The organism is Paraperibacillus esterisolvens, assembly GCF_046237625.1.
Taxonomy (GTDB): Bacteria; Bacillota; Bacilli; order Bacillales; family DSM-1321; genus Paraperibacillus; species Paraperibacillus esterisolvens.
Map to the genome: position 1 here is coordinate 574,731 of NZ_CP143545.1, position 21,268 is coordinate 595,998.

At 47.3% G+C, this 21,268-nt stretch carries 30 protein-coding genes and 2 pseudogenes; 27 read left to right on the forward strand and 5 right to left on the reverse strand.

The features are described from left to right. Nucleotides 1-18 precede the first annotated feature (18 nt). The 5 genes from cysT to V1501_RS03030 all read left to right on the forward strand — a co-directional run bounded on the left by cysT (nucleotide 19) and on the right by V1501_RS03030 (nucleotide 4,231). Nucleotides 19-855, forward strand: a complete 837-nt coding sequence (gene cysT, locus V1501_RS03010) for a sulfate ABC transporter permease subunit CysT (protein ID WP_409291382.1) — start codon at nucleotides 19-21, stop codon at nucleotides 853-855. Between the two features lie 15 nt (nucleotides 856-870). Further along, nucleotides 871-1,755: a sulfate ABC transporter permease subunit CysW gene (gene cysW, locus V1501_RS03015; protein ID WP_409291383.1), complete on the forward strand. Its 885-nt coding sequence runs from the start codon at nucleotides 871-873 to the stop codon at nucleotides 1,753-1,755. A gap of 12 nt (nucleotides 1,756-1,767) precedes the next feature. Continuing rightward, on the forward strand, nucleotides 1,768-2,805 hold the full coding sequence (locus tag V1501_RS03020; RefSeq protein ID WP_409291384.1) for a sulfate/molybdate ABC transporter ATP-binding protein: 1,038 nt from the start codon (nucleotides 1,768-1,770) through the stop codon (nucleotides 2,803-2,805). A 456-nt stretch (nucleotides 2,806-3,261) separates the two neighbouring features. Next, a complete protein-coding gene (locus V1501_RS03025) occupies nucleotides 3,262-3,750 on the forward strand; it encodes an NUDIX domain-containing protein (protein ID WP_409291385.1) in 489 nt (162 codons plus the stop codon). A 100-nt stretch (nucleotides 3,751-3,850) separates the two neighbouring features. Then, entirely contained in the window at nucleotides 3,851-4,231 is a 381-nt protein-coding gene (locus tag V1501_RS03030; RefSeq protein WP_409291386.1) for a hypothetical protein, read from the forward strand. 56 nt (nucleotides 4,232-4,287) lie between these two features. Here V1501_RS03030 and V1501_RS03035 read toward each other — a convergent pair whose 3' ends face one another. Beyond that, on the reverse strand, nucleotides 4,288-4,782 hold the full coding sequence (locus V1501_RS03035) for a DinB family protein (protein ID WP_409291387.1): 495 nt from the start codon (nucleotides 4,780-4,782) through the stop codon (nucleotides 4,288-4,290). 89 nt (nucleotides 4,783-4,871) lie between these two features. Here V1501_RS03035 and V1501_RS03040 point away from each other — a divergent pair, with 89 nt between their 5' ends. From V1501_RS03040 to V1501_RS03110, 15 genes and pseudogenes are all read left to right on the forward strand, one after another. Then, nucleotides 4,872-5,429 (forward strand): cysteine hydrolase family protein, encoded by a 558-nt coding sequence (locus V1501_RS03040; protein ID WP_409291388.1) that lies wholly within the window; start codon nucleotides 4,872-4,874, stop codon nucleotides 5,427-5,429. 88 nt (nucleotides 5,430-5,517) lie between these two features. After that, a complete protein-coding gene (locus V1501_RS03045; RefSeq protein ID WP_409291389.1) occupies nucleotides 5,518-6,543 on the forward strand; it encodes a DUF1835 domain-containing protein in 1,026 nt (341 codons plus the stop codon). Between the two features lie 34 nt (nucleotides 6,544-6,577). Continuing rightward, entirely contained in the window at nucleotides 6,578-7,141 is a 564-nt protein-coding gene (locus V1501_RS03050; RefSeq protein WP_409291390.1) for a GNAT family N-acetyltransferase, read from the forward strand. A 36-nt stretch (nucleotides 7,142-7,177) separates the two neighbouring features. After that, a complete protein-coding gene (locus V1501_RS03055; protein ID WP_409291391.1) occupies nucleotides 7,178-7,333 on the forward strand; it encodes a hypothetical protein in 156 nt (51 codons plus the stop codon). After that, entirely contained in the window at nucleotides 7,261-7,671 is a 411-nt protein-coding gene (locus V1501_RS03060; protein WP_409293226.1) for a serine hydrolase domain-containing protein, read from the forward strand. The genes V1501_RS03055 and V1501_RS03060 overlap by 73 nt, the downstream gene beginning before the upstream one ends. Before the next feature lie 13 nt (nucleotides 7,672-7,684). Next, the gene (locus tag V1501_RS03065; protein WP_409291392.1) at nucleotides 7,685-8,185 is read left to right on the forward strand and encodes a hypothetical protein; all 501 of its coding nucleotides are present in this window, start codon (nucleotides 7,685-7,687) and stop codon (nucleotides 8,183-8,185) included. Between the two features lie 73 nt (nucleotides 8,186-8,258). Then, nucleotides 8,259-8,756 (forward strand): dihydrofolate reductase, encoded by a 498-nt coding sequence (locus tag V1501_RS03070; protein WP_409291393.1) that lies wholly within the window; start codon nucleotides 8,259-8,261, stop codon nucleotides 8,754-8,756. 25 nt (nucleotides 8,757-8,781) lie between these two features. Next, a complete protein-coding gene (locus tag V1501_RS03075) occupies nucleotides 8,782-9,090 on the forward strand; it encodes a hypothetical protein (RefSeq protein WP_409291394.1) in 309 nt (102 codons plus the stop codon). Nucleotides 9,091-9,118: 28 nt separating this feature from the next. Next, nucleotides 9,119-9,643, forward strand: coding sequence for a cysteine hydrolase family protein (locus tag V1501_RS03080; RefSeq protein ID WP_409291395.1), 525 nt, complete (start codon nucleotides 9,119-9,121; stop codon nucleotides 9,641-9,643). Between the two features lie 116 nt (nucleotides 9,644-9,759). Beyond that, the gene (locus V1501_RS03085; protein ID WP_409291396.1) at nucleotides 9,760-10,671 is read left to right on the forward strand and encodes an alpha/beta fold hydrolase; all 912 of its coding nucleotides are present in this window, start codon (nucleotides 9,760-9,762) and stop codon (nucleotides 10,669-10,671) included. After that, on the forward strand, nucleotides 10,668-11,120 hold the full coding sequence (locus V1501_RS03090; RefSeq protein WP_409291397.1) for an NUDIX hydrolase: 453 nt from the start codon (nucleotides 10,668-10,670) through the stop codon (nucleotides 11,118-11,120). Before V1501_RS03085 ends, V1501_RS03090 begins: the two co-directional genes overlap by 4 nt. Nucleotides 11,121-11,562: 442 nt before the next feature. Further along, nucleotides 11,563-11,826: pseudogene (locus V1501_RS03095) on the forward strand (PadR family transcriptional regulator); the annotation flags it as partial. Between the two features lie 30 nt (nucleotides 11,827-11,856). Next, complete coding sequence (locus V1501_RS03100) at nucleotides 11,857-12,621, forward strand: HAAS domain-containing protein (RefSeq protein ID WP_409291398.1); 765 nt, start codon at nucleotides 11,857-11,859, stop codon at nucleotides 12,619-12,621. Between the two features lie 41 nt (nucleotides 12,622-12,662). Further along, a complete protein-coding gene (locus V1501_RS03105; protein WP_409291399.1) occupies nucleotides 12,663-13,253 on the forward strand; it encodes a hypothetical protein in 591 nt (196 codons plus the stop codon). 2 nt (nucleotides 13,254-13,255) lie between these two features. Then, nucleotides 13,256-13,438 carry a hypothetical protein gene (locus V1501_RS03110; protein ID WP_409291400.1) on the forward strand — a complete coding sequence of 61 codons (183 nt, stop codon included), beginning with the start codon at nucleotides 13,256-13,258 and terminating at the stop codon, nucleotides 13,436-13,438. A gap of 74 nt (nucleotides 13,439-13,512) precedes the next feature. Here the strand turns inward: V1501_RS03110 and V1501_RS03115 are convergent, their stop codons facing one another. Together V1501_RS03115 and V1501_RS03120 are read right to left on the reverse strand one after the other, a co-directional pair. Further along, on the reverse strand, nucleotides 13,513-13,959 hold the full coding sequence (locus V1501_RS03115) for a DUF4385 domain-containing protein (RefSeq protein ID WP_409291401.1): 447 nt from the start codon (nucleotides 13,957-13,959) through the stop codon (nucleotides 13,513-13,515). A 62-nt stretch (nucleotides 13,960-14,021) separates the two neighbouring features. Beyond that, entirely contained in the window at nucleotides 14,022-14,501 is a 480-nt protein-coding gene (locus tag V1501_RS03120; RefSeq protein WP_409291402.1) for a hypothetical protein, read from the reverse strand. A 100-nt stretch (nucleotides 14,502-14,601) separates the two neighbouring features. On the opposite strand from V1501_RS03120, the gene V1501_RS03125 reads away from it, so the two are divergent. The 6 genes from V1501_RS03125 (at nucleotide 14,602) to V1501_RS03150 (ending at nucleotide 19,561) form a co-directional block, all read left to right on the forward strand. Further along, a complete protein-coding gene (locus tag V1501_RS03125; protein WP_409291403.1) occupies nucleotides 14,602-15,195 on the forward strand; it encodes a vWA domain-containing protein in 594 nt (197 codons plus the stop codon). A gap of 84 nt (nucleotides 15,196-15,279) precedes the next feature. Further along, nucleotides 15,280-15,882 carry an SAM-dependent methyltransferase gene (locus V1501_RS03130; RefSeq protein WP_409291404.1) on the forward strand — a complete coding sequence of 201 codons (603 nt, stop codon included), beginning with the start codon at nucleotides 15,280-15,282 and terminating at the stop codon, nucleotides 15,880-15,882. Nucleotides 15,883-16,030: 148 nt separating this feature from the next. After that, on the forward strand, nucleotides 16,031-17,092 hold the full coding sequence (locus V1501_RS03135; RefSeq protein ID WP_409291405.1) for a C45 family autoproteolytic acyltransferase/hydolase: 1,062 nt from the start codon (nucleotides 16,031-16,033) through the stop codon (nucleotides 17,090-17,092). 91 nt (nucleotides 17,093-17,183) lie between these two features. Continuing rightward, nucleotides 17,184-17,519, forward strand: coding sequence for a hypothetical protein (locus tag V1501_RS03140; RefSeq protein ID WP_409291406.1), 336 nt, complete (start codon nucleotides 17,184-17,186; stop codon nucleotides 17,517-17,519). A gap of 94 nt (nucleotides 17,520-17,613) precedes the next feature. Then, nucleotides 17,614-18,435, forward strand: a complete 822-nt coding sequence (locus V1501_RS03145) for an aminoglycoside phosphotransferase family protein (RefSeq protein WP_409291407.1) — start codon at nucleotides 17,614-17,616, stop codon at nucleotides 18,433-18,435. Nucleotides 18,436-18,451: 16 nt separating this feature from the next. Beyond that, entirely contained in the window at nucleotides 18,452-19,561 is a 1,110-nt protein-coding gene (locus V1501_RS03150; protein WP_409291408.1) for a threonine aldolase family protein, read from the forward strand. Between the two features lie 123 nt (nucleotides 19,562-19,684). Here the strand turns inward: V1501_RS03150 and V1501_RS03155 are convergent. Beyond that, a pseudogene (locus V1501_RS03155) lies at nucleotides 19,685-19,870 on the reverse strand (cation:dicarboxylate symporter family transporter); the annotation flags it as partial. Between the two features lie 184 nt (nucleotides 19,871-20,054). On the opposite strand from V1501_RS03155, the gene V1501_RS03160 reads away from it, so the two are divergent. After that, a complete protein-coding gene (locus tag V1501_RS03160) occupies nucleotides 20,055-20,210 on the forward strand; it encodes a hypothetical protein (RefSeq protein ID WP_409291409.1) in 156 nt (51 codons plus the stop codon). Nucleotides 20,211-20,240: 30 nt separating this feature from the next. Here the strand turns inward: V1501_RS03160 and V1501_RS03165 are convergent, their stop codons facing one another. Continuing rightward, nucleotides 20,241-21,203 (reverse strand): D-2-hydroxyacid dehydrogenase, encoded by a 963-nt coding sequence (locus V1501_RS03165; protein WP_409291410.1) that lies wholly within the window; start codon nucleotides 21,201-21,203, stop codon nucleotides 20,241-20,243. Between the last annotated feature and the right edge of the window lie 65 nt (nucleotides 21,204-21,268).

A 21,268-nucleotide genomic window follows, 5' to 3' on the forward strand; every position in this document is an offset into this window, starting at 1 on the left:
AGAAGGGAATTGACATCTTTGCTCAAGGTAGTAAAAAAGCGCTCCAATCTGCCGGGATTCGGCCTTTCGCTTGGCTATTCAATTATCTATCTAAGCCTGATTGTGCTGATTCCAATTACTGTTTTATTCATCAAAGCAGCAGAATTAAGCGTTGCGGATTTCTGGAACATTGTCACAGATAAGCGGGTGATTGCTTCTTTTAAAGTCACCTTTGGAACGTCCTTTGCAGCTGCATTGGTGAATGCGGTATTTGGTACACTAATTGCCTGGGTGCTGGTCCGGTATGAATTTTATGGACGCCGCCTGGTTGATGCGCTGGTGGACCTTCCTTTCGCACTGCCTACGGCGGTAGCAGGCATTGCCCTCACAGCCATATATGCGCCAAATGGCTGGGTCGGTCAGTTTTTTGAGCCGCTGGGCATCAAAATTGCCTTTACCCAGCTCGGTATCGGGATTGCACTCATATTCATCGGACTTCCGTTTGTCGTCCGCTCAGTCCAGCCAGTGCTTCAGGATTTAGACAAACAATATGAAGAAGCAGCGGCCTCACTCGGAGCCGGATCTTCCCAGATCTTTTTCAAAATCATTTTTCCCGCCATTTTCCCGGCCCTCCTGACAGGCTTCGCGCTGGCCTTTGCAAGGGCTCTTGGTGAGTATGGATCGGTCGTGTTCATTTCCGGGAATATGCCGATGAAGACGGAAATCGTTCCCCTGCTGATCATCACAAAACTTGAGCAATATGACTACACAGGAGCGGCTGCCATTGCCTCGGTCATGCTCGTGCTGTCTTTTCTTATCCTGTTTCTGATCAATGTATGGCAGTGGAAAAGTTCTGGAAGGCATAAAGCGATATAGAAAGGGTTTTTGAGGATGAAACAAATTGCAGGAACAGAAAAAAATGCAGGAAGGGAGAGAGGTCCAGCTGCCGCCAGGAGGCTTTTGATTATTACTGCTCTGCTGTTTATCGGTTTTTTCATCATTATTCCTTTGGCCGCTGTATTTTCTGAGAGTCTAAAGAAAGGGTGGGAGCTTTATTTCCTTTCGCTGACAGATCCGGATGCCCTGGCAGCCGTCAAGCTGACTCTGCTGGTCGCCGCCATTTCCGTCCCGTTGAATACGGCATTCGGAGTGGCTGCTGCCTGGGCCATAACCAAGTTTGACTTTAAGGGAAAAAATGCGCTGACCACCCTTATTGATATCCCTTTCGCGGTTTCGCCTGTCATAGCCGGGCTTGTGTTTGTCCTGTTGTTCGGCTCGCAGGGACTGCTCGGCCCAATTCTTGAAGACCGGGATATCAAGATTATTTTCGCTGTGCCGGGCATTGTGCTGGCTACCATTTTTGTAACGTTCCCTTTTGTGGTCAGGGAATTGATCCCGATTATGCAGGAGCAGGGCACAGAGGAAGAGCAGGCAGCGCTGACACTTGGGGCGGGAGGCTGGCAGATTTTCTGGAGGGTGACCCTGCCCAACATCAAGTGGGGGCTGCTGTATGGAGTTATCCTCTGCAATGCGCGTGCCATGGGTGAATTTGGTGCCGTTTCTGTTGTTTCAGGGCATATCAGGGGACTAACGAACACCCTGCCCCTCCATGTAGAAATCTTATACAATGAATACAATTTCACTGCCGCGTTTGCAGCCGCATCCCTGCTTGCACTCCTGGCGCTGGTTACACTCTTTTTAAAAAGCTTTATAGAATGGAAAACATTGCGGCAGTCACTGAATACCGAACGTTCTGTCGATCGCAAAGCTGGCTGAGGAGGAAATTATATGAGCATCAGCATCAAAGGCGTATCCAAGGCCTTTAATAAATATCCCGCTGTGAATGACCTGTCCCTTACCATTCCAACCGGCGGCTTCGCTGCGCTTCTTGGACCGTCGGGTTCAGGCAAGACTACACTTCTGCGCCTGATCGCCGGCCTTGAGTATCCTGATGAGGGGCATATCTTTTTTAATGGAACAGATTATACCCAGAAGTCTGTCAAGGAACGGAAGGTAGGCTTCGTCTTTCAGCATTATGCACTATTCAAGCATATGACCATCTTTGAGAATATTGCTTTCGGTCTCAGGGTAAAGCCAAGAGGCATCAGGCCGGGAAAAGCGGTAATCAGGGAGAAGGTATATGAATTATTGAAACTAGTGCAGCTTGAGGAAACGGCAGGCAGGTATCCCTCGCAGCTTTCAGGCGGCCAGAGGCAGCGGATTGCACTGGCACGTGCGCTTGCAGTGGAACCGGAAATCCTGCTGCTTGATGAACCTTTCGGAGCTCTTGATGCAAAGGTGCGGCAGGACCTCAGAATCTGGCTGAGGGAGCTTCACGAAAAATTGAACATCACAACTATTTTTGTTACTCATGATCAGGAAGAGGCACTAGAAATGGCAGATGAGATCGTAGTCATGAACGAGGGCAGGATCGAGCAGACAGGAAGTCCCTGGGACGTGTATCATGCCCCTGCCAATCCGTTTGTATACAGCTTCCTCGGAAGGCTTAATACCTTAAAGGATCCGGCTGGAATAACCAGTTATATCAGGCCGCATGAGGTCCTCCTCTCGGCCTCCCGCACAGGATCAAGGCTCCCGGCAGAAGTGATTTCGGTACATGGGGCAGGATCCACGGTCCGTCTTCATTTGCGCATTCCCGGTAGAGAAGAACTGCTCGAAGCCGAGCTCAGCGCGGAAAAGTACAGGGAACTTGGTACAATTGAAAGGGGTGGGCTAATATACGCCGACCTGGGCAGGGCTGTATTTTTTGAGGGGAATCAATTAAAATCTCTTTCTGAAAGCTGTAAAACATTTGTAAAAATCTAATAAAAGAGGCTGCCCGCACTCGCTGGCAGCCAATTTTAATGGCCAGAAGGATAGGTGCGTACCTAATTAAAGAGCCTTAAATTAGTATTTTGATTCCAATATCATTTTTTGACCAAGCCATTAGCCCGTACCTGCCCTGAAACAAGGCAGGTACGGGTCCATAGGGGGTAGGAATTAAATGCGCTTTCCATGCATCTGTAATAAACTTCAGCCGGGATATATTGCAGACTTTTTGTTTAGGAGATCATCAGTATTTAAGCCTTAATCTCTTTTGATTCCGGGAATGGTACAGTTACAGCTGCTGAGACGGTTGGAAGCATACTCAGGTGAAGGGTCTGCTATTTCCGAAAATTTCCCCCGCCCTCCGTCAGTGCGGCTAAAACAGGGCTGACCATATGTATTTATGTAAAATAATTAGTGAAGCTTTAATTACATAATGGGGGTGCTGATAAAAATATGGGGATGTCACAATATTACAGTAAGCTGAGGGAGACGCATGGCAGCGGACTCTTGCTCCTTCCCAGTGTAGCGGGCATTATCCGCAATGATGCGGGGGAGATTATGCTTCAAAATAAAGGGAATGGGGAGAAGTGGAGCCTGCCTGCGGGAGCGCTCGAGCCGGGAGAAACACCTGCTGATGCAGTGGCGCGGGAGGTTTGGGAGGAAACGGGCCTCAGAGTCACGCCAAAACGCTTGGCAGGCGTGTTCGGAGGCAGGGAATTCAGATATCAATATCCAAATGGGCATGAGGTGGAGTATGTAGTATTCCTGTTTGAATGTGAGGCAGACCATATAGCCCGGCAGCCAGTCGATGAGGAAACAGCAGAACTCCGCTTTTTCAAACCTGAGGAAATGCCTGAGCTTGCCCTGCCTTATCCTTTGTTTCTATTCACAGAGGAGGAATTCGGATCGGCTTATTTCCAGGGAGCGGATAAAATTCTATGAGGTGAAGGCCAATCTGTTTTTGGCGGAATGAAAGAATTCCTATCTGTCTGGCGCCGTTTTCATTATAATGATGGTAGACTAAAAGACAGGAGATGATAGGATGTTCAGACGAAATGAACCTAAATTCGAAGCGGCAGAAGAAATGGAAGTAGAAGTAGAAAATATCTATGAAATTCTGCCCCCGCCGGGGACGATCATCGGCGAAGCAACAGAAGAGGAAATGAATGAGGCAGCCGATCTTGAATGCAGGCATATGGCTTTTATGAGGCTGCAGGATATGAATGTACAGCTCGATGGTGCCGCCTATAAAGATCTTCTGAAGGAATTCCAGGATTTCGAAAGGGATTCCAGCCGTTTTTGGAGAAAAATGTCCCGCCGGCTCTCTGTACCTTATGAGTGGCCGATCCGGATTGATCATGCCAATGGGCCGATTTATATGGGAGAGCATGATTTTATGGAAGAGGAAGAAGACGAAGATTGATAGAAGGAAAGAGCAGCCGCCCGGGATGATGAAGGCGGCTTTTCTTTTTTTATTACCTAACGCCTTCTCCAATCTGCTGGCTCTATCCTAGGTGAGTTCGCGAACACCAAGTCTGAAGAAACGGGCTTGATCCCCATTTCCCTGGCCCATACAGACAGCTGGCCGATATGATGGATTTCATGTGCCGCAATATGCTGTAATATCTTTTGATGCGTCAATCGGATGGTTTCCCCGCTTTTCCTCGTAATCTCTAAAAATCTGCTGCTGCTGGATTCTGAGCTCAGAAATCTGCGTGTGACCGCCTTGGTTTCCTGGGAATATGCCTCCACCTGGGAAAGGCTCGTAATTTCAGCTATATCACGGACGATTACCGGAGCGCCCTCCATCTGGTTGATCCAAATCTGTTCGCAATCTATCACATGATACAGATTATGGAGGATGCTCCTCATGCCGCCTATCCTCGTTTTTGTAAGTTCATCAGCAGAAATCCTTCCGGACCATGAGAACCAGTCCTCCCTGATCTGCCAATTATAGAGAAACAATTCCAGCATATGCTCCACCTCCTATAGAAAGAATAGTTATCATTTTAACTGTATGAATATGGTAAAATCAAAGAAAAGGTTTTCAAGGAGGCAATGTTATGGATCAAGCGCTATTGATCATCGATGCACAGCAGTCTTTAATAGACGGAGACGGTGGGGAGCAGGGGGTCCACGATAAAGAGGGGCTGATCAAGAACATCAATAAAGTTCTGAAGGAAGCCCGGAAAAGGGATATTCCTGTCCTTTTTGTCAGGGATTTGGATGTTGCAGGGGGAGAAGGACCAGGCTTCCAGGTTCATAGTGGAATCGAAGTACCTGCCGATCCGATCATTTTTGACAAAAAAGCAACCAATTCCTTTTATGGAACCAGACTCCAAGAGCATCTTCAGGAGCGAAATATCAAGCATCTCGTGATTATGGGCTGCTCTACGCAGTATTGCATCGATACAGCGGTTAGGACCGCCACTGTCACTGGATATGATGTGACTCTCGTAGGAGACGGTCATTCCACATCAGATTCAAAAGTACTTTCAGCGGAACAGATCATCCAGCATCATAACGCAGCCCTCCACGGCCACTATAATGTCGATCATTTCTCGGTTGTCAGGACTTCGGACGAAGACTTGTTCAATCCGATCCATGATCAGTATCGGTGATGGGAACAATTTGGTACTTATCAAAACGAAATGTGCCAGATAAAAGATGCACAGTATCTGTTAAAACCATAATACAGAGGGCAGGGTTATGATCAATCAATGGAAAGAATTCATTCAAGCATTGCCTGAGCAGGAGGCAAAGTCCATACTGCTGCAAATATTCCTCCGCATACAACAGGCGAAAGAAGCAGCCCATACAAAGGAACAGCTTGCGAGTGACCTAACGGGCATTCATGGAGAGTTCTTGTCTTTTAATACAATGAAAAAGCCTGGTTCGACACCGGCTGCTGCCTATATTATCTTTGGTGAAGCAGCCGCCGGAAGCTTGAAGTTCGGATTCAAGAAGCTTAAAGGAGAGGAAAGTATCAAGGTTATTTCCTTTCCGGGAATCTTGTCGGCTGGTCCGCTGTGGAGGCTTGATGAAGAAGCGGGCATTCAGTATAGATACCAATGGCTGGGTGCGCATCTGAATTATGAGAATAATCACATTAATGCAGAAATTGAAGAGTTCAGACAGGCTGTTTCTGATGTGACAGCACTGCCTCAGGATATACCTGTCATCATTTGTACCGGGCATAACGCTCATGAGCAAACGGGACTCCGCCTGGCTCTTAATCTCCTAAAAAGAAGAAGCAGCGTTTATGCAATAAATCCTTCTGACAAAACAGCGGAATACAGCCGGCGCTTCGGCATAGAATTCCTGCCCCTGCATTCGGGTGAAATCGAACCTGAGCTATTGGCAAGGTTCCTTGACTATACACAGGAGGATCCTTTGCCCCAAAGGGAGAGGAACCGGCTCCAGGAGGAATGGCAGGAATTGTCAAAGGGAGAGGCGGTGCTAAGGATTTGGGAAAAAGAGATGATCAAAAGTGTGCCGAAGGAGTTCTATGATTCTTATATTCTTGAGACGGCACAGCGAATTGAGAAAAAATATGATCACGAATATATAAAATCGGCCAGGCTGATCGGGGACGTGATCGGACACCTGGAACAATATCACGGCGATGTCTTTTTTGAGTACCGCCTGAGAGAAATGATAAAGAAGGGTGTTTTTGAGATGGAAGGCAGCCTTAAGGCCATGAGGTTTTATGGCGTGAGGATATCCCGCTTCTAAAAGAGCTTCTACAAAAAGCAAAGGAGTCACTGTCATGAATCCCATATTAATCGAAGTCCCGGAAAGGCTGGAAACAGAAAGGCTGCTGCTGCGGGCACCGAGGCAGTCGGGAGACGGAGCCGTTGTAAATGCTGCTATAAGAGATTCGTTTCACGAATTAAGAGAATGGCTGCCATTTGCACAGACCATTCCCGAAGTGGAGGAAACAGAAATTAATTTAAGACAGGCCCATATCAATTTTTTAAACAGGGATAGTTTCCGCTTCCTCATCTTCCTGAAGAATACAAATGAATATATTGGAACAACCGGGCTCCAGGGAATTGACTGGGATATCCCGAAAGGAGAAATCGGCTACTGGATCCACACGAAATTTGGCGGCAGGGGCTATATGAAAGAAGCTGTCGAGGCTGTCATGGACCTTGGAATCCAGACCCTCGGCTTAAGGCGGGTTGAAATCAAATGCGAATCCACCAATCATAAAAGCCGTGCCATTCCGGAGAAGCTCGGATTCAGCCTTGAGGGTATACTGAAGAATGAAGATCTGTCTGCGGACGGGAAGAGGATTACGGATACGTGTGTTTATGCGGTGACAAATTAAATGCTGGAGGAGCTGGGCTTGAAGAGGGTGATGTAAATGTTGAAAACTTTTAATGAACTGATTGCTTATACAGAGATATCCAGCGCCAAAAAGGAGCCTCAGGCGCAGCACTCGTCATCATCAAGGACCAGAAGATTGTCTGTGAGTGGTACTCTGGCAGGCATCATTTTGGAAAAGGCGCTAGAAAGTTAGATGAAAATTCTCAGTTTAACGTATATTCAACACGTGTAACATACATAGGATTAGCAGCGGCAATTGCAGTATTTGAGGGACGGATTCGTCTTGATGATAGATTGAGCGGCTATTTTCCAGAGCTTGACTCCAAAGTGCTGGGAGAGACAACCATCCGCCATTTGATTAGCCGCTGTACGGGACTTCTTTTTAAGGATGGAAAGGTGACCCGCCAGTTTGATGCCGGAACAGATATTGAAGGAAAGCAGCCCGATCTGCTGGCTGATATTGTGGAAAAAGCATATGGCAGAAACATAGCTGACATTTTGACAGATAAGATTTTAAAACCTATGAACTAAGAAGGCATCGTGGATGACCGAAGGGAAGCCCGCTTTGGTTTGCGACATTCATCCTCCAGGCGGTGGAGCTTCGATCAGGCTTGGCTCAGCATCAGGAGAAGACAGGAATTTATTCGTGAGCGCAAGGGAACTGGCGCAGTGGGGAAATCTCTTCTTGAGCAAAGGGAATGTCGATGGAGTCCAGATTATCCCTCAGGAGGTCTTTACACTTGCAGCTTCCATCCAGAGCCCGGGTAGTCTTCCGCCCGGACTGCCCAGATTCGGTTTCTTCTGGTGGATAAAAACAGAAACAGAAGAACAGGGGTGCAGCTTTGATGAACTGGGTGCCAGTCTCCCTGCAGGCTCATTCCAGATTCTTGGTGCATCCGGCTGTTTCTGCACAGTGATTCCGGAGCAAAATGCGGTGGCGGTCCGGATGTATAACAGCTTGGATGATACCGGATTTGATTATTTGGAAGATATACGGAAGTTTGGGGATATGGCTGTTTCAAGCATTGCCCAAATTAAAGAATAAATAAGAAGTGAAGGTCGTTCAACCCACAAACAGCCGTCCTTATGCGCGGATGAAAGGAGAGGAGGAAAAGACAGTGAAGATATCCTTAATAGCTGCTATGGACGAAAATCGTGTGATTGGCCGCAACAATGATATCCCCTGGAATCTTCCGAGGGACTCGGAGTATGTAAAGGAAAAGACGGAGGGGTTCGTTCTCATCCTGGGCCGGAAGAATCTTAATTCTATAAGGAAGCCTTTGAGGAACCGGCGGAATATTGTGCTTACGAGGCATAAGGATGTTTCCTTTGAGGGCTGCGAAATCGCACATACCAAGGAAGAGGCAATGGAGATGTGCCGGGGCGAGGAAGAGGTTTTCATCTTTGGGGGCGCGGAGATATACCGGCTGTTTCTGCCCATGGTGGAGACTATGTATCTCACAAAGATTCATGCGTCCTTCAAGGGTGATACCTATTTTCCGGAAGTTGATCCCGAGGAGTGGATCGAGGTATCCAGGGAGAAAGGAATTACCGATCAAAATAACCCGTACACATATTATTTTCATGTATACAAAAGAAAGCATTTTCCTGAATGAATCTGTGATGGAAGGAGCTTTACACATGAATATGTTTCATGTCAGGGAGGCAGCCGCCCTCTGGGGACTGGAAGTTGGCGGAACGGCAGAGATATCGGAGGAAGTCATTCTTCTTTATGCAAAAGACAATGAAAAATATCTATTGAAATGGACGGAAAGCTTTCCATCTGCTGAAGAAGAAATTAAGCGCCTTAGCGGTGGACTTGTGGCCGTCTCTCCGCATCGCCCGCTTCCCACTCTCCAGGGAGAGGACTATGCTTTGTATATGGGACGGTATATTTTTATTTTCAGATATATAACAGGTATGCCTGAATCCATTGAGACAGGGAAATAACAAACAATCGGGAAAAGGGGAAACGGATATGGAGAAAAAAGCGCTGCTCGTCATTGATGTTCAGAACGGCATGTTCCGGCCGGAATATATGGTGTACAAGGGAAATGAACTCCTGCAGCGGCTGGGCGAACTGATTAAAAAAGCGCGGGCGGCAGGAGCACCGGTTTTCTATATCCAGCACAATGCACCAGAGGGCGGACTGCTCGAGACAGGAACACATGCTTGGGAAATTCACCCTGAAATCGCTCCACAGGAACATGAGGCGATTATCCAAAAGAACACGCCTGACTCCTTCTATCACACCACACTTGATGAAGAACTGAAAAAGCAGGGCATCAAGGAAGTGGTTTTGGCCGGCATCCAGACCGAGGCATGTGTGGATACCACTTGCCGCCGTGCCTTCAGTCTTGAATATAAAGTCACCCTGGCATCAGATGTCCACAGCACATGGGATTCCGGCAGCATCACGGCCCAGCACATTATTGATCATCATAATGGAGTGCTGCGCTGGTTTGCGGATGTAAATCCCGTGCACGAGATAGAGTTCAGCTGATTATTATACAGGGAAGTATAAATCCGATGAAAACGACAGCTCAAGCGGGGATGGCGATGGCGGTTTTTAAACAATGCCAAACGCCCGCTGCCCCAGAATAGAATAGGAGCCTTAATATGAGAAAACTCCTTCCAATCAATGAAAAAAACCTTGAAGTCATGGATAAAGGAACAGGGTCCATACCGATCCTGATCCTGCCCGGAATGGCCAGTTCCTTTGTAGATTGGCTTGAGATCATTGAATGTTTAAGCCGGGAAAACAGGGTAATTGTTTTCCACCGCCCAGGTCTTGGGAGAAGCGTCATACATAATGAAGAACGCACAACGGAAGCTGTCTGCCGGGAAATCATTGAATTGCTTGAGGCCCTGCAGGTGGACGGAAAGGTCCTGCTTGCCGGCCATTCCTATGGAGGATTATGCGCACAGCATTTTGTAAAACTCCACCCTGACCGCTCTGCAGGCCTTGTGCTGATTGATTCGACATCAGTCCATTTTGAGGAGCTGGATAAATTGCATCTTCCAGTGATGGATGAAGAGGCAAACGACGAGGTGTGGCTGGCGAGATGCCGGGAATATGCAGCAATGGACCGCGGCCGCTTAATGGAAAAAGTCAAGCCTGCCCTCACCCCAAAGCAGAAGCTGCTGCCGGCCGGTCTGCAGAAGGAACTGTTGGAATTCCAGGTGAATCCAGGATTGTATCAGGCCATGGCATCTGAAATCGAGAATTGGAAAGAGGATGCCCGCAGGATAAGGGAACTGGGGAAATTCCCTGAGCTTCCGCTTGCTGTCATCGGCAGGGACAAAGAGTACAACATTGAACGGGGAGTCAGGGGCGGACTGCCTGAAGAAGAAATGATTCAGTTCGAAGAAGCCTGGCACAACTTGATCAAGGAACAGGCCCTGCTTGCAGAGAGCAGCATCCTGGTGTTTGCAGAGCGGGCCTCGCATTCTATTCATGTGGACAGGGGCGGGCTTATATCAGATGTCATTTCAAATCTGGCTAAATCAATCAGGCAGGTGAAGGTATGAGTTATGTAAAAGACCTCAGGAAAATGGTGGGGACGCGTCCTTTAATCCTGCCTGGCTCTGTTGTTCTGATTATAAATGAACAAAACGAACTGCTGCTTCAGCACAGAAGAGATGGTGGCTGGGGACTTCCGGGCGGCTTGATGGAGCTTGGGGAGAGCCTTGAGGATACTGCGAGGCGGGAGGTCAAGGAAGAGACAGGTCTGGATATCGGGGATCTGGAACTTTGCGGTGTTTTCTCCGGGCAGGAGTATTATTTCAAGTCAGCCAACGGAGATGAGTTTTACTCCGTTACAGCTGTTTACTCTTCCCGCGACTTCAAGGGGAAGCTTGAACCGGACGAAAAGGAGACAACCAATCTCCAGTTTTTCAGCATTCAGGCTCTGCCAGACGAAATATCCGATGAATATTTAAGTTATATCCATCCCTTCCTAAAAACACTGAACATATAAACATGATGGTATACCGGAAAGAGTAGCAGCATGCCGGGATTTTCTCTCATTGCAGAGGTTCCTTTTCTAAAAGGTAAGCCTCGAGATCCTGATCCGGCTGCGGGAATTTCGACCTTCGAGCCATAACAGGCCGCTGCTTTTTCGAAGTAAATGAGTTCTAAAAGAATTCGTCTACAGTCTGCATCCTTTCTATTCAGTTTAAAAAGCACCGTCTCCGCCTTTCTGGGGCTGACCGCCCGCAAGCCACAGTCTATGCGAAAACGGCCTTGTAGAAAGTGCCGGCTGTTTTGACCAGACTTTTCTAAATATTCTCAATGATATCTTGAAATTATTGGAAAAGTCACTTATGCTTAATTAATAAAACAGTACGGTTTTTGGAGCTGACAATGTTTCATATAGTCAGCTCTCAAGGAGTGAACGCTTTAACATTAAGCCGGATTAAAAGGGATCCTGGAAGGGCTGCCTTCCTGCCACCCTATGAACAGGGGAGACGTATGGGAAACTGGAAACCTGCGGTTTTACGATGGTCAGTGAAGTCAGCATATATCCTCTCCTGCTCCGGATGAATAAGGAAGGCCCCGTTTATACCCATACAAAGGAGCTTCCTTCGGGCGTTCCGAAAAGGAAACATTACTCCCTGACCGAAAAGGGAGAGGGGGAGCTGCAGAAATTCCAGGCTAGATGGAAGGCTGTCTCAGGCAGCTAACACAAATTAGTTGGGGAAGGAGTGTGAGGAATGCCGCTTTCTAAAAAAAGCATGGAGTTTTTGGATAATCTGCAGGTTTATCTGCTTTCCTCCGGGAAGAATGAAGCCGAGACGGACGAGCTGCTGCTTGAAGTAGAAAATCATTTGTACCAGGCCGAGAAGAACGGAAAATGTGTAGAGCATATTACCGGCAGTTCACCAAAAGTCTACCTGGAACAGAGCAGCACAGACAAGGCATATGATTATCTCACATATCTTAAATATATCCCCATCATCATACTGGGAGCTGCCTCTTTCATGTTTATCGGAAATGCCTTGAATGGCGGGATAGCTTATTCAGTCGTAAAGATGATCGGATATCCCCTGATCTTTATATTGTTTATGCTGTTGACAGCCTTCAGCTTTAATTCTCTGTCTTCCCGCAGCCTGGACAAGTACAAGGAATGGATCTTGTTCGTGAGCCTTGGACTTGTTCCTATCCTTTTGTTCCTGGGTGTTACCCTGCTCGACCGTATTATGGCTACACCTGTCGTCGAGTTCGGAAGCGGCGGCAACATTGCCGCCATTGTCATTTCCATCATCATGATCGTCTGGCTCTCCATCTGGAGCAAAACCTGGATCTCCATCGTCATGCTGGTGCTTCTCCTTCTGCCCGAAACCCTGATAAGCAGGATCGACTTGAATGAAAGCAAAAAGATTCTTATGACTACGGGAGTTGTTATCGTAGGAGTCGGCATCTACTTTTTCACCATATTCAGGGCGGACCAGGAGGAAGATGAAGACGGCCGGCTGTAGAAGGGATTTTAAAAAACTGTTGTTGTCGTGGGGACCCCGTTTTGCTCTGGGGGATATCCGGTGTTGGTTCTAATGAAACCATTAGAACCATTTTGCTCTTTATGAGAGCCGATTTTTGTACTAAAGAAACCATTAGAACCATTTTACCCATGATAAGAGCCGATTTATGTTTTAAAGAAACCATTAGAACCATTTTATCCAGGATGAGAGCCGCATTTGGTACTAAAGAAACCATTAGAACCATTTTGCCCAGGATGAAAGCCGGTTTTTGTTCTAAAGAAACGATTAGAACCATTTTACCCGGGGTGATAGCCGTTTTTGGTCCTAATGAAACGATTAGGACCATTTTGCTCTGTATGAGAGCCGCATTTGGTTCTAAAGGAACCACGTTTCGCCTTTTGAGGCAGCCGGTTTTAATCATAATAAAGCCAATTAAAAAGGTCCTCCTGGACCAATGCCTCCTCGCCCATCAAACCCACAAAGGAGGACGCCATGGACAGGTATTTATTTACATTGTTATGCTGGGTATTTTCACTGATGTTTGTAAGTATATGTCATTTGTATTTCAGCAGTTTCGGCAGCAGCCGCGCCCCATTTTTTTAAAAGGCGCAGCAATTAAGAAGGAGATATAAACATGTTTATTTATTCAACACCCTTTTGGTTTGTTTTTCTGTGTGTGGCAGTCTTGTTATTTGTTATTAATTTCATTACCCAGACATACATCATGCGTGTGGAGAGCTTTAAGACAAGCAGGAAATCGCTGATTGTGCTGGGCATGCAGAGTCTTGTTATTACCATTCTTTTGAACATATTTTAAGAGCCGGAGGCCCTTGCCGCGGCTCTTTTTATTTGGGAAATAATCCGGGAAATGGGGACAGTCCCCCTTAACTTTTATCCGTATTCTTTCTGATGCTGTTTCTTCATTGCCAGGTAGTCTTTGTCCTCTCTTGCCAGCTTCCATTTTTCCATGAAGATGGAGGCGGATTTGGCTTTGAGAGGATCGATCTGGCGCTCTTTTGTGGAGCCGTCTTCTTCATATTTACGTCCGCCTTTGTAGTTGGTGTAGCGGCGGGCCCGGGTATATCCCATCTGCAGGAATTTTCTTGCCATATCCATACCGACAAAGTCTTTTTTTTCTTTATAATCGAGGAACATATCATAGATTTTGTCCGAGGATTCTTTAGCAATCTCGGGTGTCTTGAAACGCCAGTGGGGAAGGATTTCACTTTTATAGGGCTCCACCATCAGGACTCCCTGCTCGCCCCTTCCCACACGGTACAGCTCGGGCTGTTCCCGGAAGTCAATTTTATCGAAATCAAGTGTATAATCAAACGCCATGATTTTCATCCTTTTTAGCTGGCTTTACCCTGATTGTCATCTGCTCAAGCCAGGGGATAACTTTACAGGGGTTTTGCGCCATGCTGGTGCAGGGCGAAATTGACTTCCTGCTTATCATGGATGTTCCTCTCAAGGCAGAACAGGATGATTAAATCCCTGGTCTCGCTGTTTGAGAAGGAATAGCCGGCAGCGTAAAGAAGGTCCTCGGTCTCTTCTTGACCGAGTTCCAGTGCCAGGGCAAGCGAAATGATGGTATCCTTCCTGGGCCGGTATCCTGCTGCAGAACGAATTTTAGAAAAGTGCCGTCTGTCGATGCCGGCCTTTTTATAGATTTCTGAATCAGGGATGCCCCTAAGGTCGATGAATGTGAACAGTATGTCCTTGAACGACGGCTTTTGCTTCCCTTTTATATATTCTTCAAGGTCATCATACCTTTCATCCGGATCCATAAGAGGTGCAGACAGAATGATCCGCTCAGCGACGCTAATCTGCCTGTCTTCCAGATATACCTCTAGATCTCTAAGAAATTCTTTATCCAGCATTACAATCCCCCCTTATGAAATGTCGCCTGCCAGGCGACCATACGGTAAATAAATCCTGATATTATTATATCATCGTAAGAATACATGGAGGATGATAGATATGAATACGATTCTGACAGAGATTGTTTTCCTGATTGATAGAAGCGGTTCAATGGCAGGTCTGGAGAAGGATACCATAGGGGGCTTCAATGCCCTCATTGAGAACCAAAACAGGGGAAATGGAGAGACAAAGGTGACTGCTGCCCTATTTGATGATCAATATGAGGTGCTGTGGAGCGGGATGGATGCAGGGAGTGTCAGGCTGACGGAAAAAGAATACTGGGTTCGGGGTACGACGGCTCTTCTGGATGCCGCCGGCAGGACGATTGTAGAAACGGGTGCCAGACTGGCACAGACACGGGAAGAGGATCGCCCCGGCAAGGTGATCTTTGTCATAACCACAGATGGGATGGAAAACGCAAGCATGGAATTCAGTCATAACCAAGTGAGTGAAATGATTAAGCATCAGCGCGAGGTCTATGGCTGGGAGTTCATTTTCCTGGGAGCGAATATCGATGCTGCCGGCGAAGCGGAAGACATTGGAATTGATCCGGAACATGCGTATCAATTTGAAGCCAGCAGCGAGGGTGTGAGAAAGATGTACAGCATGGCGGATACGGCCATTAATAAGAGCAGAAGATCCAGTAAACTTTAGTTAAGGCATACAGATAAGTTGCCATTGTCCATCGGGAGTCAGATAATGGAGGGGAATCGCTAAACAGAAGAATAGGGAGTCTTTATGAAAGAATATTACTATGACAAACTGCTGAATATCAAAACAGGCGGGCAGCATGGGAATTATGATTCGCCCCACTATAACCGATATGAGCCGACGTCTTACTCTGCCCTTGAGGAATTATTTAAGCATTATACGCTTCAGCCTGCAGACCGGCTCGTGGACTTCGGGTGCGGCAAGGGCCGGCTGAACTTCTATGTTCATCATTTCTTTCATGCTTCTGTGACAGGCATAGAAATGGATGGGAAGCTGTATGAAGATGCTCAGAATAATAAGCAGGGTTATATGAAAAATAAGAAGAATAAAGCGGATAAAATACGCTTTCTGAACTGCCTTGCGGAGGATTATAAGATAGACAGCCTTGATAACAGATTCTATTTCTTCAACCCGTTTTCCCAGCAGGTATTCAGGAGTGTGGTGAATGCTATCATGCTGTCAATGGAGCAGGCTTACCGGGAAATTGATATAATTCTCTATTACCCTCCTGAGGATTACTGCTATTATCTTGATAACCAGACACCATTTGAGAGGAAGGCGGAAATTGCAATTCCCGGATTTGAATATAATCCTAATGAACGATTTTTAATCTATTGCTGGAGATATTAAAGGCGGCCATGAGTGGCTGTCTTTTTGCCGTGATGTCCGGCAGCTGAGACCCTTCTTTTTCCGAAAATGCAATCATTGCATTTAGAAAATAGGTGGTTCAGTATGAAAGATAGAGAATTCATAATAAACCAATAATGAGGGATGCAGCATGAAGGAAATCTATAGCGATGTGCTACAGTTCAGAGGCACACACTTTGACTTTGGCATTTTTCAGGGAGAAAAAGTCAAGCATTCATTGACCATAAAGAACCGTGAAAATCAATGGAAGGTGCGGAAGCCAAGGTTTTCGATAGATGTTCAGGAAGCAAAGGCAGCTTTGCTGGCATTTGCGCCAGGAATCTGGGAAGAGCTCCGGGGGCTGCAGGAGTCGCTCGGATGGGAGATGGAGCGCATCCTGCAGGAGTTTGGCGGCTACCGGGTCGATTATGTACGATCGGGGTGTTCGATCATGACCGGGAAGGATTATCTGATCCGGAATTACGATTATCACCCTAAAACCTATGAAGGCCGGTATGTGCTGTTCCAGCCCAGTGACCGAGGGTATGCGATTGCCGGCCCGAGCCAGAGAGTGACCGGCCGCATGGACGGGATCAATGAAAAGGGCCTGGCTCTCGGATATAATTTCATGCACCGCAAAAATCCAGGTGACGGCTTTATTTGCTGTATGATCGGACGCCTGGTGCTCGAGGAGTGTGCCACTGTAGGGGAAGCGGTATCCATGCTCAAAGAGATTCCCCATCGCCATTCTTTCAGCTATGTAGTTCTCGATGGAAGCGGAGAAACCTTTATTGCTGAAACATCACCCCGGGGGGTGGAGGTGCGCCAGGATCAGGCATGCACCAATCATTTTGAGGTGATGAAGCATGAAAACAGGAATCATCTTGTTGATTCAGAGCGCAGGCTTTCCGTCATGAGGGCGCAGGGTAAAGAACTGGATGCGCTGGATGCTTTCCGCCTTCTGAACGGGGTTGAAAATGGCGTTTTCTCAAAGCAGTATGAAAGCTGGGCAGGCACCATCCATACATCCGGCTATCTGCCCCGGGAATTTAAGGCCTGGATGGCCCTTGGCGGCAGCCGCATGCCGGTGGAAATCGATTTTGCCGCATGGCTGAAGGGAAAGGATCTGGATTTGGAGAAAATGACCGGTGTTGTTGATACTGATATCCCATTTGTCCATATGGATGAGAATGCCGATTGGTTTAAGAGATAAGCCGGCAGGAATGTACGGATAGGTGTCGAATCAGTTGTATTGTGGCATGAAGAAGCGGGCGTCTGGCCGGCAATCAGAGGGAGGAAGCGGGATGAAAGACATGGGAATTCAAGAATTCCAGGATATTCTTCATAAATATGCGGGGAAATATAGTATCCAAGTTGCCATAAAGCATGATTCCCTGTTCTTTGTTTCATCTATCAAAAACTACCATGTACAGGCGTCAGGTGACACGATTGTAATTGGAAGCACTGAGTCGGCGGCTAATTTTCAGATAAAGCTTTCTGATCTGATCCGGGTTGAGGCATTGGAAAAGGAAGAAACCTGGCGCGCCGCAGCCGTTGAAGCATCCTGCAGCGGAGGGATGAAAGTCTTTATGAATATATTGACTGGCCGTACCGCTGAAGAAGGAGTGATTCAGGATTAATCTCTGGACCGTCAGGCAGCATATATCATCTTTAAGGTCAGCAACTGGCATAGAGCCCCTGCTGAAGGGATATTCAGATGACAAAAAATATAAAGTGGATACCGCTGGGGGAGGCATCTTTCTTTTGAAGACGGCTGCTCTTTCTGAACTGGGCCGGAAAGAGAGTGAATCTGCGGTTTTAAAAGAGCTGCACACATATGGAGCAGCGTGCCCCAAGGCGGTTGAAACCGGCACCATTCCGAAATTGGGGCTCTGCTATCAGGTAGTCACCTATATTGAAGGAGATGAAGCACGTGACGTCCTGCCGGATCTGCCGGATGAACTCCAGCGGCAGGCAGGCTTTGATGCAGGGCGTGATCTCTGGCGTCTTCACCAGTTAAGCGCACCGCATGGCATCGCGCCGTGGTACAAAAGGGCCGCTGCCAAGCATGCAAGATATGCCGATGCGTATAAAACCTGCGGAATCAAAATAAAGGAGGACGAACGGGTTCTCCGGTATATTGAGGATAATCTTACATATTTAAAGACCAGGCCGGACTGCTTCCAGCATGATGACTTTCATCCTGCCAACCTTGTCATGAAGGATGGCAGATATGCAGGGGCCATTGACTTTAACCGGTATGACTGGGGTGATCCGGTACATGACTTTTATAAAACGGCCTTATTCAGCACAGAGGTTAGTGTGCCCTTCTCGGTCGGCCAGGTGCAGGGATACTTTGGCGGAGCAGCGGCTCCAGCGGAATTCTGGAAGCTGTATGCGATATATGCCGCAATGGGTATTTTTTCAGGAGTAGTTTGGACGCTGCGGGCTATGCCCCAGTCTATTGAGGAAATGAAAGCAAGGGCGGAGCGGATATTGGAAGAACATAAATATTTTGAAGCAGAAAAGCCAATCTGGTTTCCTGCAGATGAATAATTGGGGAGAAGAAGATATGGGAGAGACAGTGACATTATTAGATGCATTCAAGAAGACGGAGCTGAAGCTGAATGGACATGGAAATAGGAATGCGGCCGTTTTGCTGGAAGCATTTAAAGACATTGGCGGGGAAGAAGAAAGCGATATATATGGCACAGGAAACTTTATAGAAAAATTTGAACAGAAGATGGCTGATTACCTCGGGAAGGAGTCGGCCGTATTTTTTTCCAGCGGAACGATGGCACAGCAGATAGCTCTCAGAATCTGGTGTGAAAAGAAAGGGGTAAAGCGGGCTGCTTACCATCCCTTATCACATCTGGAAATTCATGAAGAAGACGGATTGAAGGTATTGCATGGGATTGAAACAGTACTGCTTGCGGATAAGGATCGCCTGATCACATTAGAGGATGTAATGGGAATGGATGAGGAGGTTTCCTGCCTGCTGCTGGAGCTTCCTCAGCGTGAAATAGGCGGACAGCTGCCAGATTATGAAACGCTGCAGGACATTTCTGCCTTCTGCCGGAAACAGGGAATCAAGCTTCAGCTCGATGGGGCGAGGCTGTTTGAAATTCTTCCTTACTACGGTAGGACTGCCGCAGAAATCTGCGAGCTTTTCGACTCCGTCTATGTCTCCTTCTATAAGGGCATCGGCGGACTGGCAGGGGCCATTCTTGCCGGCGATAAGGAATTCACAGCCGGTTCAAAGGTATGGAAGAGGCGGCACGGCGGCGATTTGATCAGCCTATATCCGTATATTGTTACGGCTGACCATTATTTTAATGAGAGAATCGGGAAAATGGCTTCTTTTTATGAAGGCGCACTGGAGCTTGCGTCATTGTATAACAGCTGCAGGTCTATCAATACACTGCCGTCTGTGCCTGTTTCGAATATGTTCCATGTTCATATTCATTTGCCCCAGAAAACTGCTGAGGCTGCATTTGTCTCTGTTTATGAGGAAACGGGCATCGGCCTGACAGGCTACTTGAAAGAAATCAGCAACAGTTCCTGCTCATATGAGGTCAGTATAGGGGATGCTTACGGGAAGATACCGAAGGAAAAGCTTGAACACGCTTTCCGGCTGCTGGACCGCAAACTTTCGGGACTGCACTCTGCACAAGGCAATTAAACAGAAAAAACCGGCTTTTTCAAAAAAAGGCGGTTTTCACTTAACTGGACGGATGAAGCCGGTTTTCATTTTTACCGTGATTTTCGGTTTTGCAGCTATGCCGCCTTTTCTCCTCTTTTCCTGTTAGGATACAATGAATGCACAGGCGGCACCACCGGTAATGTTAGCAGCTGTACGCGCAATATCGAGAAGGCGGTGGATCCCAGGGATAAGCCCGATTCCTTCAACAGGAAGGCCGACAGATGGTAGAACCGTGGCAGGGATAATGTGCAAATAAATTAAGCGGAAGGCCGGTAACGGCGCGGCGCCCGCTGCAAGTCAAATGATGATTTTAGAGTCAGTTTCATGTAAACCCGCAGATGCTAGATTAGCATGTATATATATTTTCAAAAAATTTACCCTATCATTTGGGAAATCCATTTCCCGCCAGAAGTGTTTTCCTGAAGAAAGCTATATACTTAAATAAACATCAATGTTAGGAGGAGGAATTAAGATGTATGAATATAAGGTAGTAGTCAAGAATGGCAACAGAACCATCCTCGAGGATACCATCAAGGCAGCGGATGAGAGGGAAGTGCTTGGCGAGCTTCTGATCCGGAGCGAGCTTTTCAGCCAGTCATTTACAGATATTAGAATACAAGAAAGATGAATAGGCAGCCCCCGTGGCTGCCTATTTATTTTAATATCCTTTTTGATAGCTGACCGCATTGATCGGCGGCTCGCTGCCTTTTACATATTCGCGGAGATTAGGGATAAAGATTTCATCGATCAGCCGTTCATCATAATATTCAGTGGCTCCTGCAGTATGCGGTGTGACGATGACATTCTCCATATCCCACAGGGGACTTGAGGCCGTGAGCGGTTCGTTTTCAAAGACATCAAGGCCGGCACCTGCAATTCCACCATGGGTCAGGGCCCGGATCAGTTCCGGTTCGTCGATGATCTGTCCCCGTCCTATATTAATAAGGAAAGCGGATGGTTTCATCAGGCGGAGCTCTTCTGCTCCTATCATTCCCTCTGTTTCCTTTGTAAGGGGCAGAGTGATGATAAGGTAATCACATTGCGGCAGCAGGGTATGCAGCTGTTCTGGAGTATACATAACATCAACATGCTCATCCGGTTTTCCGGAATATCTTAACCCCAGCACCTTCATCCCGAAAGCCTTGGCTATTTTTGCCGTTTCCCTGCCAATTGCCCCAATTCCGAGTATTCCGGCCGTCTTGCCATGCAGTTCCAGGCGAAGATTCGAGTGATGCCAGGTTTTCACCTGCTGGTTCCTTACATAAGCGTGTATATTCCTCGTCAGCCCTAGCATGAGAGCGAAAATGGTTTCGGAAATAGGATAAGCGTGAACTCCGGCTGCACTGGTCAGGATGACTCCGTTTTTTTCAAAGAGGCTGAGCGGGAAGGAATTGACGCCTGCGCTCCATGATTGAACCCACTTAAGCCTCATACCCTTCTCGAGGAGCGGCCCCATTTCTTTTCTCCAGCCGGCAATAACCTCTGCATCGGCTACCTCGTCCACCCATGCGGAAGAGTCCCTCCCTGTAAGGATGTCCCACCCAGGAATGATTTCCTTTATTTTTTCTAAATGTATTGAATTCAGATTCTGCCCGATCACGAGCTTGCGTTTCGCTTCCATTTGTCCCCTCCTATATGTCTGTTAAGAAAATTGTAGCAAAATTCCTGGCAGCCTGTTAGAAAAAG

Excerpts from the sequence above, each read along its gene's own strand:
- V1501_RS03150 (WP_409291408.1), top strand. The coding sequence starts at position 18,452 with ATGGGAGAGACAGTGACATTATTAGATGCATTCAAGAAGACGGAGCTG.
- V1501_RS03165 (WP_409291410.1), bottom strand. The coding sequence starts at position 21,203 with ATGGAAGCGAAACGCAAGCTCGTGATCGGGCAGAATCTGAATTCAATA.
- V1501_RS03075 (WP_409291394.1), top strand. The coding sequence starts at position 8,782 with ATGAATATGTTTCATGTCAGGGAGGCAGCCGCCCTCTGGGGACTGGAA.
- V1501_RS03130 (WP_409291404.1), top strand. The coding sequence starts at position 15,280 with ATGAAAGAATATTACTATGACAAACTGCTGAATATCAAAACAGGCGGG.
- V1501_RS03140 (WP_409291406.1), top strand. The coding sequence starts at position 17,184 with ATGAAAGACATGGGAATTCAAGAATTCCAGGATATTCTTCATAAATAT.
- V1501_RS03080 (WP_409291395.1), top strand. The coding sequence starts at position 9,119 with ATGGAGAAAAAAGCGCTGCTCGTCATTGATGTTCAGAACGGCATGTTC.
- V1501_RS03135 (WP_409291405.1), top strand. The coding sequence starts at position 16,031 with ATGAAGGAAATCTATAGCGATGTGCTACAGTTCAGAGGCACACACTTT.
- V1501_RS03055 (WP_409291391.1), top strand. The coding sequence starts at position 7,178 with ATGTTGAAAACTTTTAATGAACTGATTGCTTATACAGAGATATCCAGC.
- V1501_RS03100 (WP_409291398.1), top strand. The coding sequence starts at position 11,857 with ATGCCGCTTTCTAAAAAAAGCATGGAGTTTTTGGATAATCTGCAGGTT.
- V1501_RS03115 (WP_409291401.1), bottom strand. The coding sequence starts at position 13,959 with ATGGCGTTTGATTATACACTTGATTTCGATAAAATTGACTTCCGGGAA.
- V1501_RS03125 (WP_409291403.1), top strand. The coding sequence starts at position 14,602 with ATGAATACGATTCTGACAGAGATTGTTTTCCTGATTGATAGAAGCGGT.
- cysW (WP_409291383.1), top strand. The coding sequence starts at position 871 with ATGAAACAAATTGCAGGAACAGAAAAAAATGCAGGAAGGGAGAGAGGT.
- V1501_RS03065 (WP_409291392.1), top strand. The coding sequence starts at position 7,685 with ATGACCGAAGGGAAGCCCGCTTTGGTTTGCGACATTCATCCTCCAGGC.
- V1501_RS03085 (WP_409291396.1), top strand. The coding sequence starts at position 9,760 with ATGAGAAAACTCCTTCCAATCAATGAAAAAAACCTTGAAGTCATGGAT.
- V1501_RS03030 (WP_409291386.1), top strand. The coding sequence starts at position 3,851 with ATGTTCAGACGAAATGAACCTAAATTCGAAGCGGCAGAAGAAATGGAA.
- V1501_RS03040 (WP_409291388.1), top strand. The coding sequence starts at position 4,872 with ATGGATCAAGCGCTATTGATCATCGATGCACAGCAGTCTTTAATAGAC.
- V1501_RS03050 (WP_409291390.1), top strand. The coding sequence starts at position 6,578 with ATGAATCCCATATTAATCGAAGTCCCGGAAAGGCTGGAAACAGAAAGG.
- V1501_RS03045 (WP_409291389.1), top strand. The coding sequence starts at position 5,518 with ATGATCAATCAATGGAAAGAATTCATTCAAGCATTGCCTGAGCAGGAG.
- V1501_RS03025 (WP_409291385.1), top strand. The coding sequence starts at position 3,262 with ATGGGGATGTCACAATATTACAGTAAGCTGAGGGAGACGCATGGCAGC.
- V1501_RS03020 (WP_409291384.1), top strand. The coding sequence starts at position 1,768 with ATGAGCATCAGCATCAAAGGCGTATCCAAGGCCTTTAATAAATATCCC.
- V1501_RS03090 (WP_409291397.1), top strand. The coding sequence starts at position 10,668 with ATGAGTTATGTAAAAGACCTCAGGAAAATGGTGGGGACGCGTCCTTTA.
- V1501_RS03120 (WP_409291402.1), bottom strand. The coding sequence starts at position 14,501 with ATGCTGGATAAAGAATTTCTTAGAGATCTAGAGGTATATCTGGAAGAC.
- V1501_RS03035 (WP_409291387.1), bottom strand. The coding sequence starts at position 4,782 with ATGCTGGAATTGTTTCTCTATAATTGGCAGATCAGGGAGGACTGGTTC.
- V1501_RS03160 (WP_409291409.1), top strand. The coding sequence starts at position 20,055 with ATGTATGAATATAAGGTAGTAGTCAAGAATGGCAACAGAACCATCCTC.
- V1501_RS03110 (WP_409291400.1), top strand. The coding sequence starts at position 13,256 with ATGTTTATTTATTCAACACCCTTTTGGTTTGTTTTTCTGTGTGTGGCA.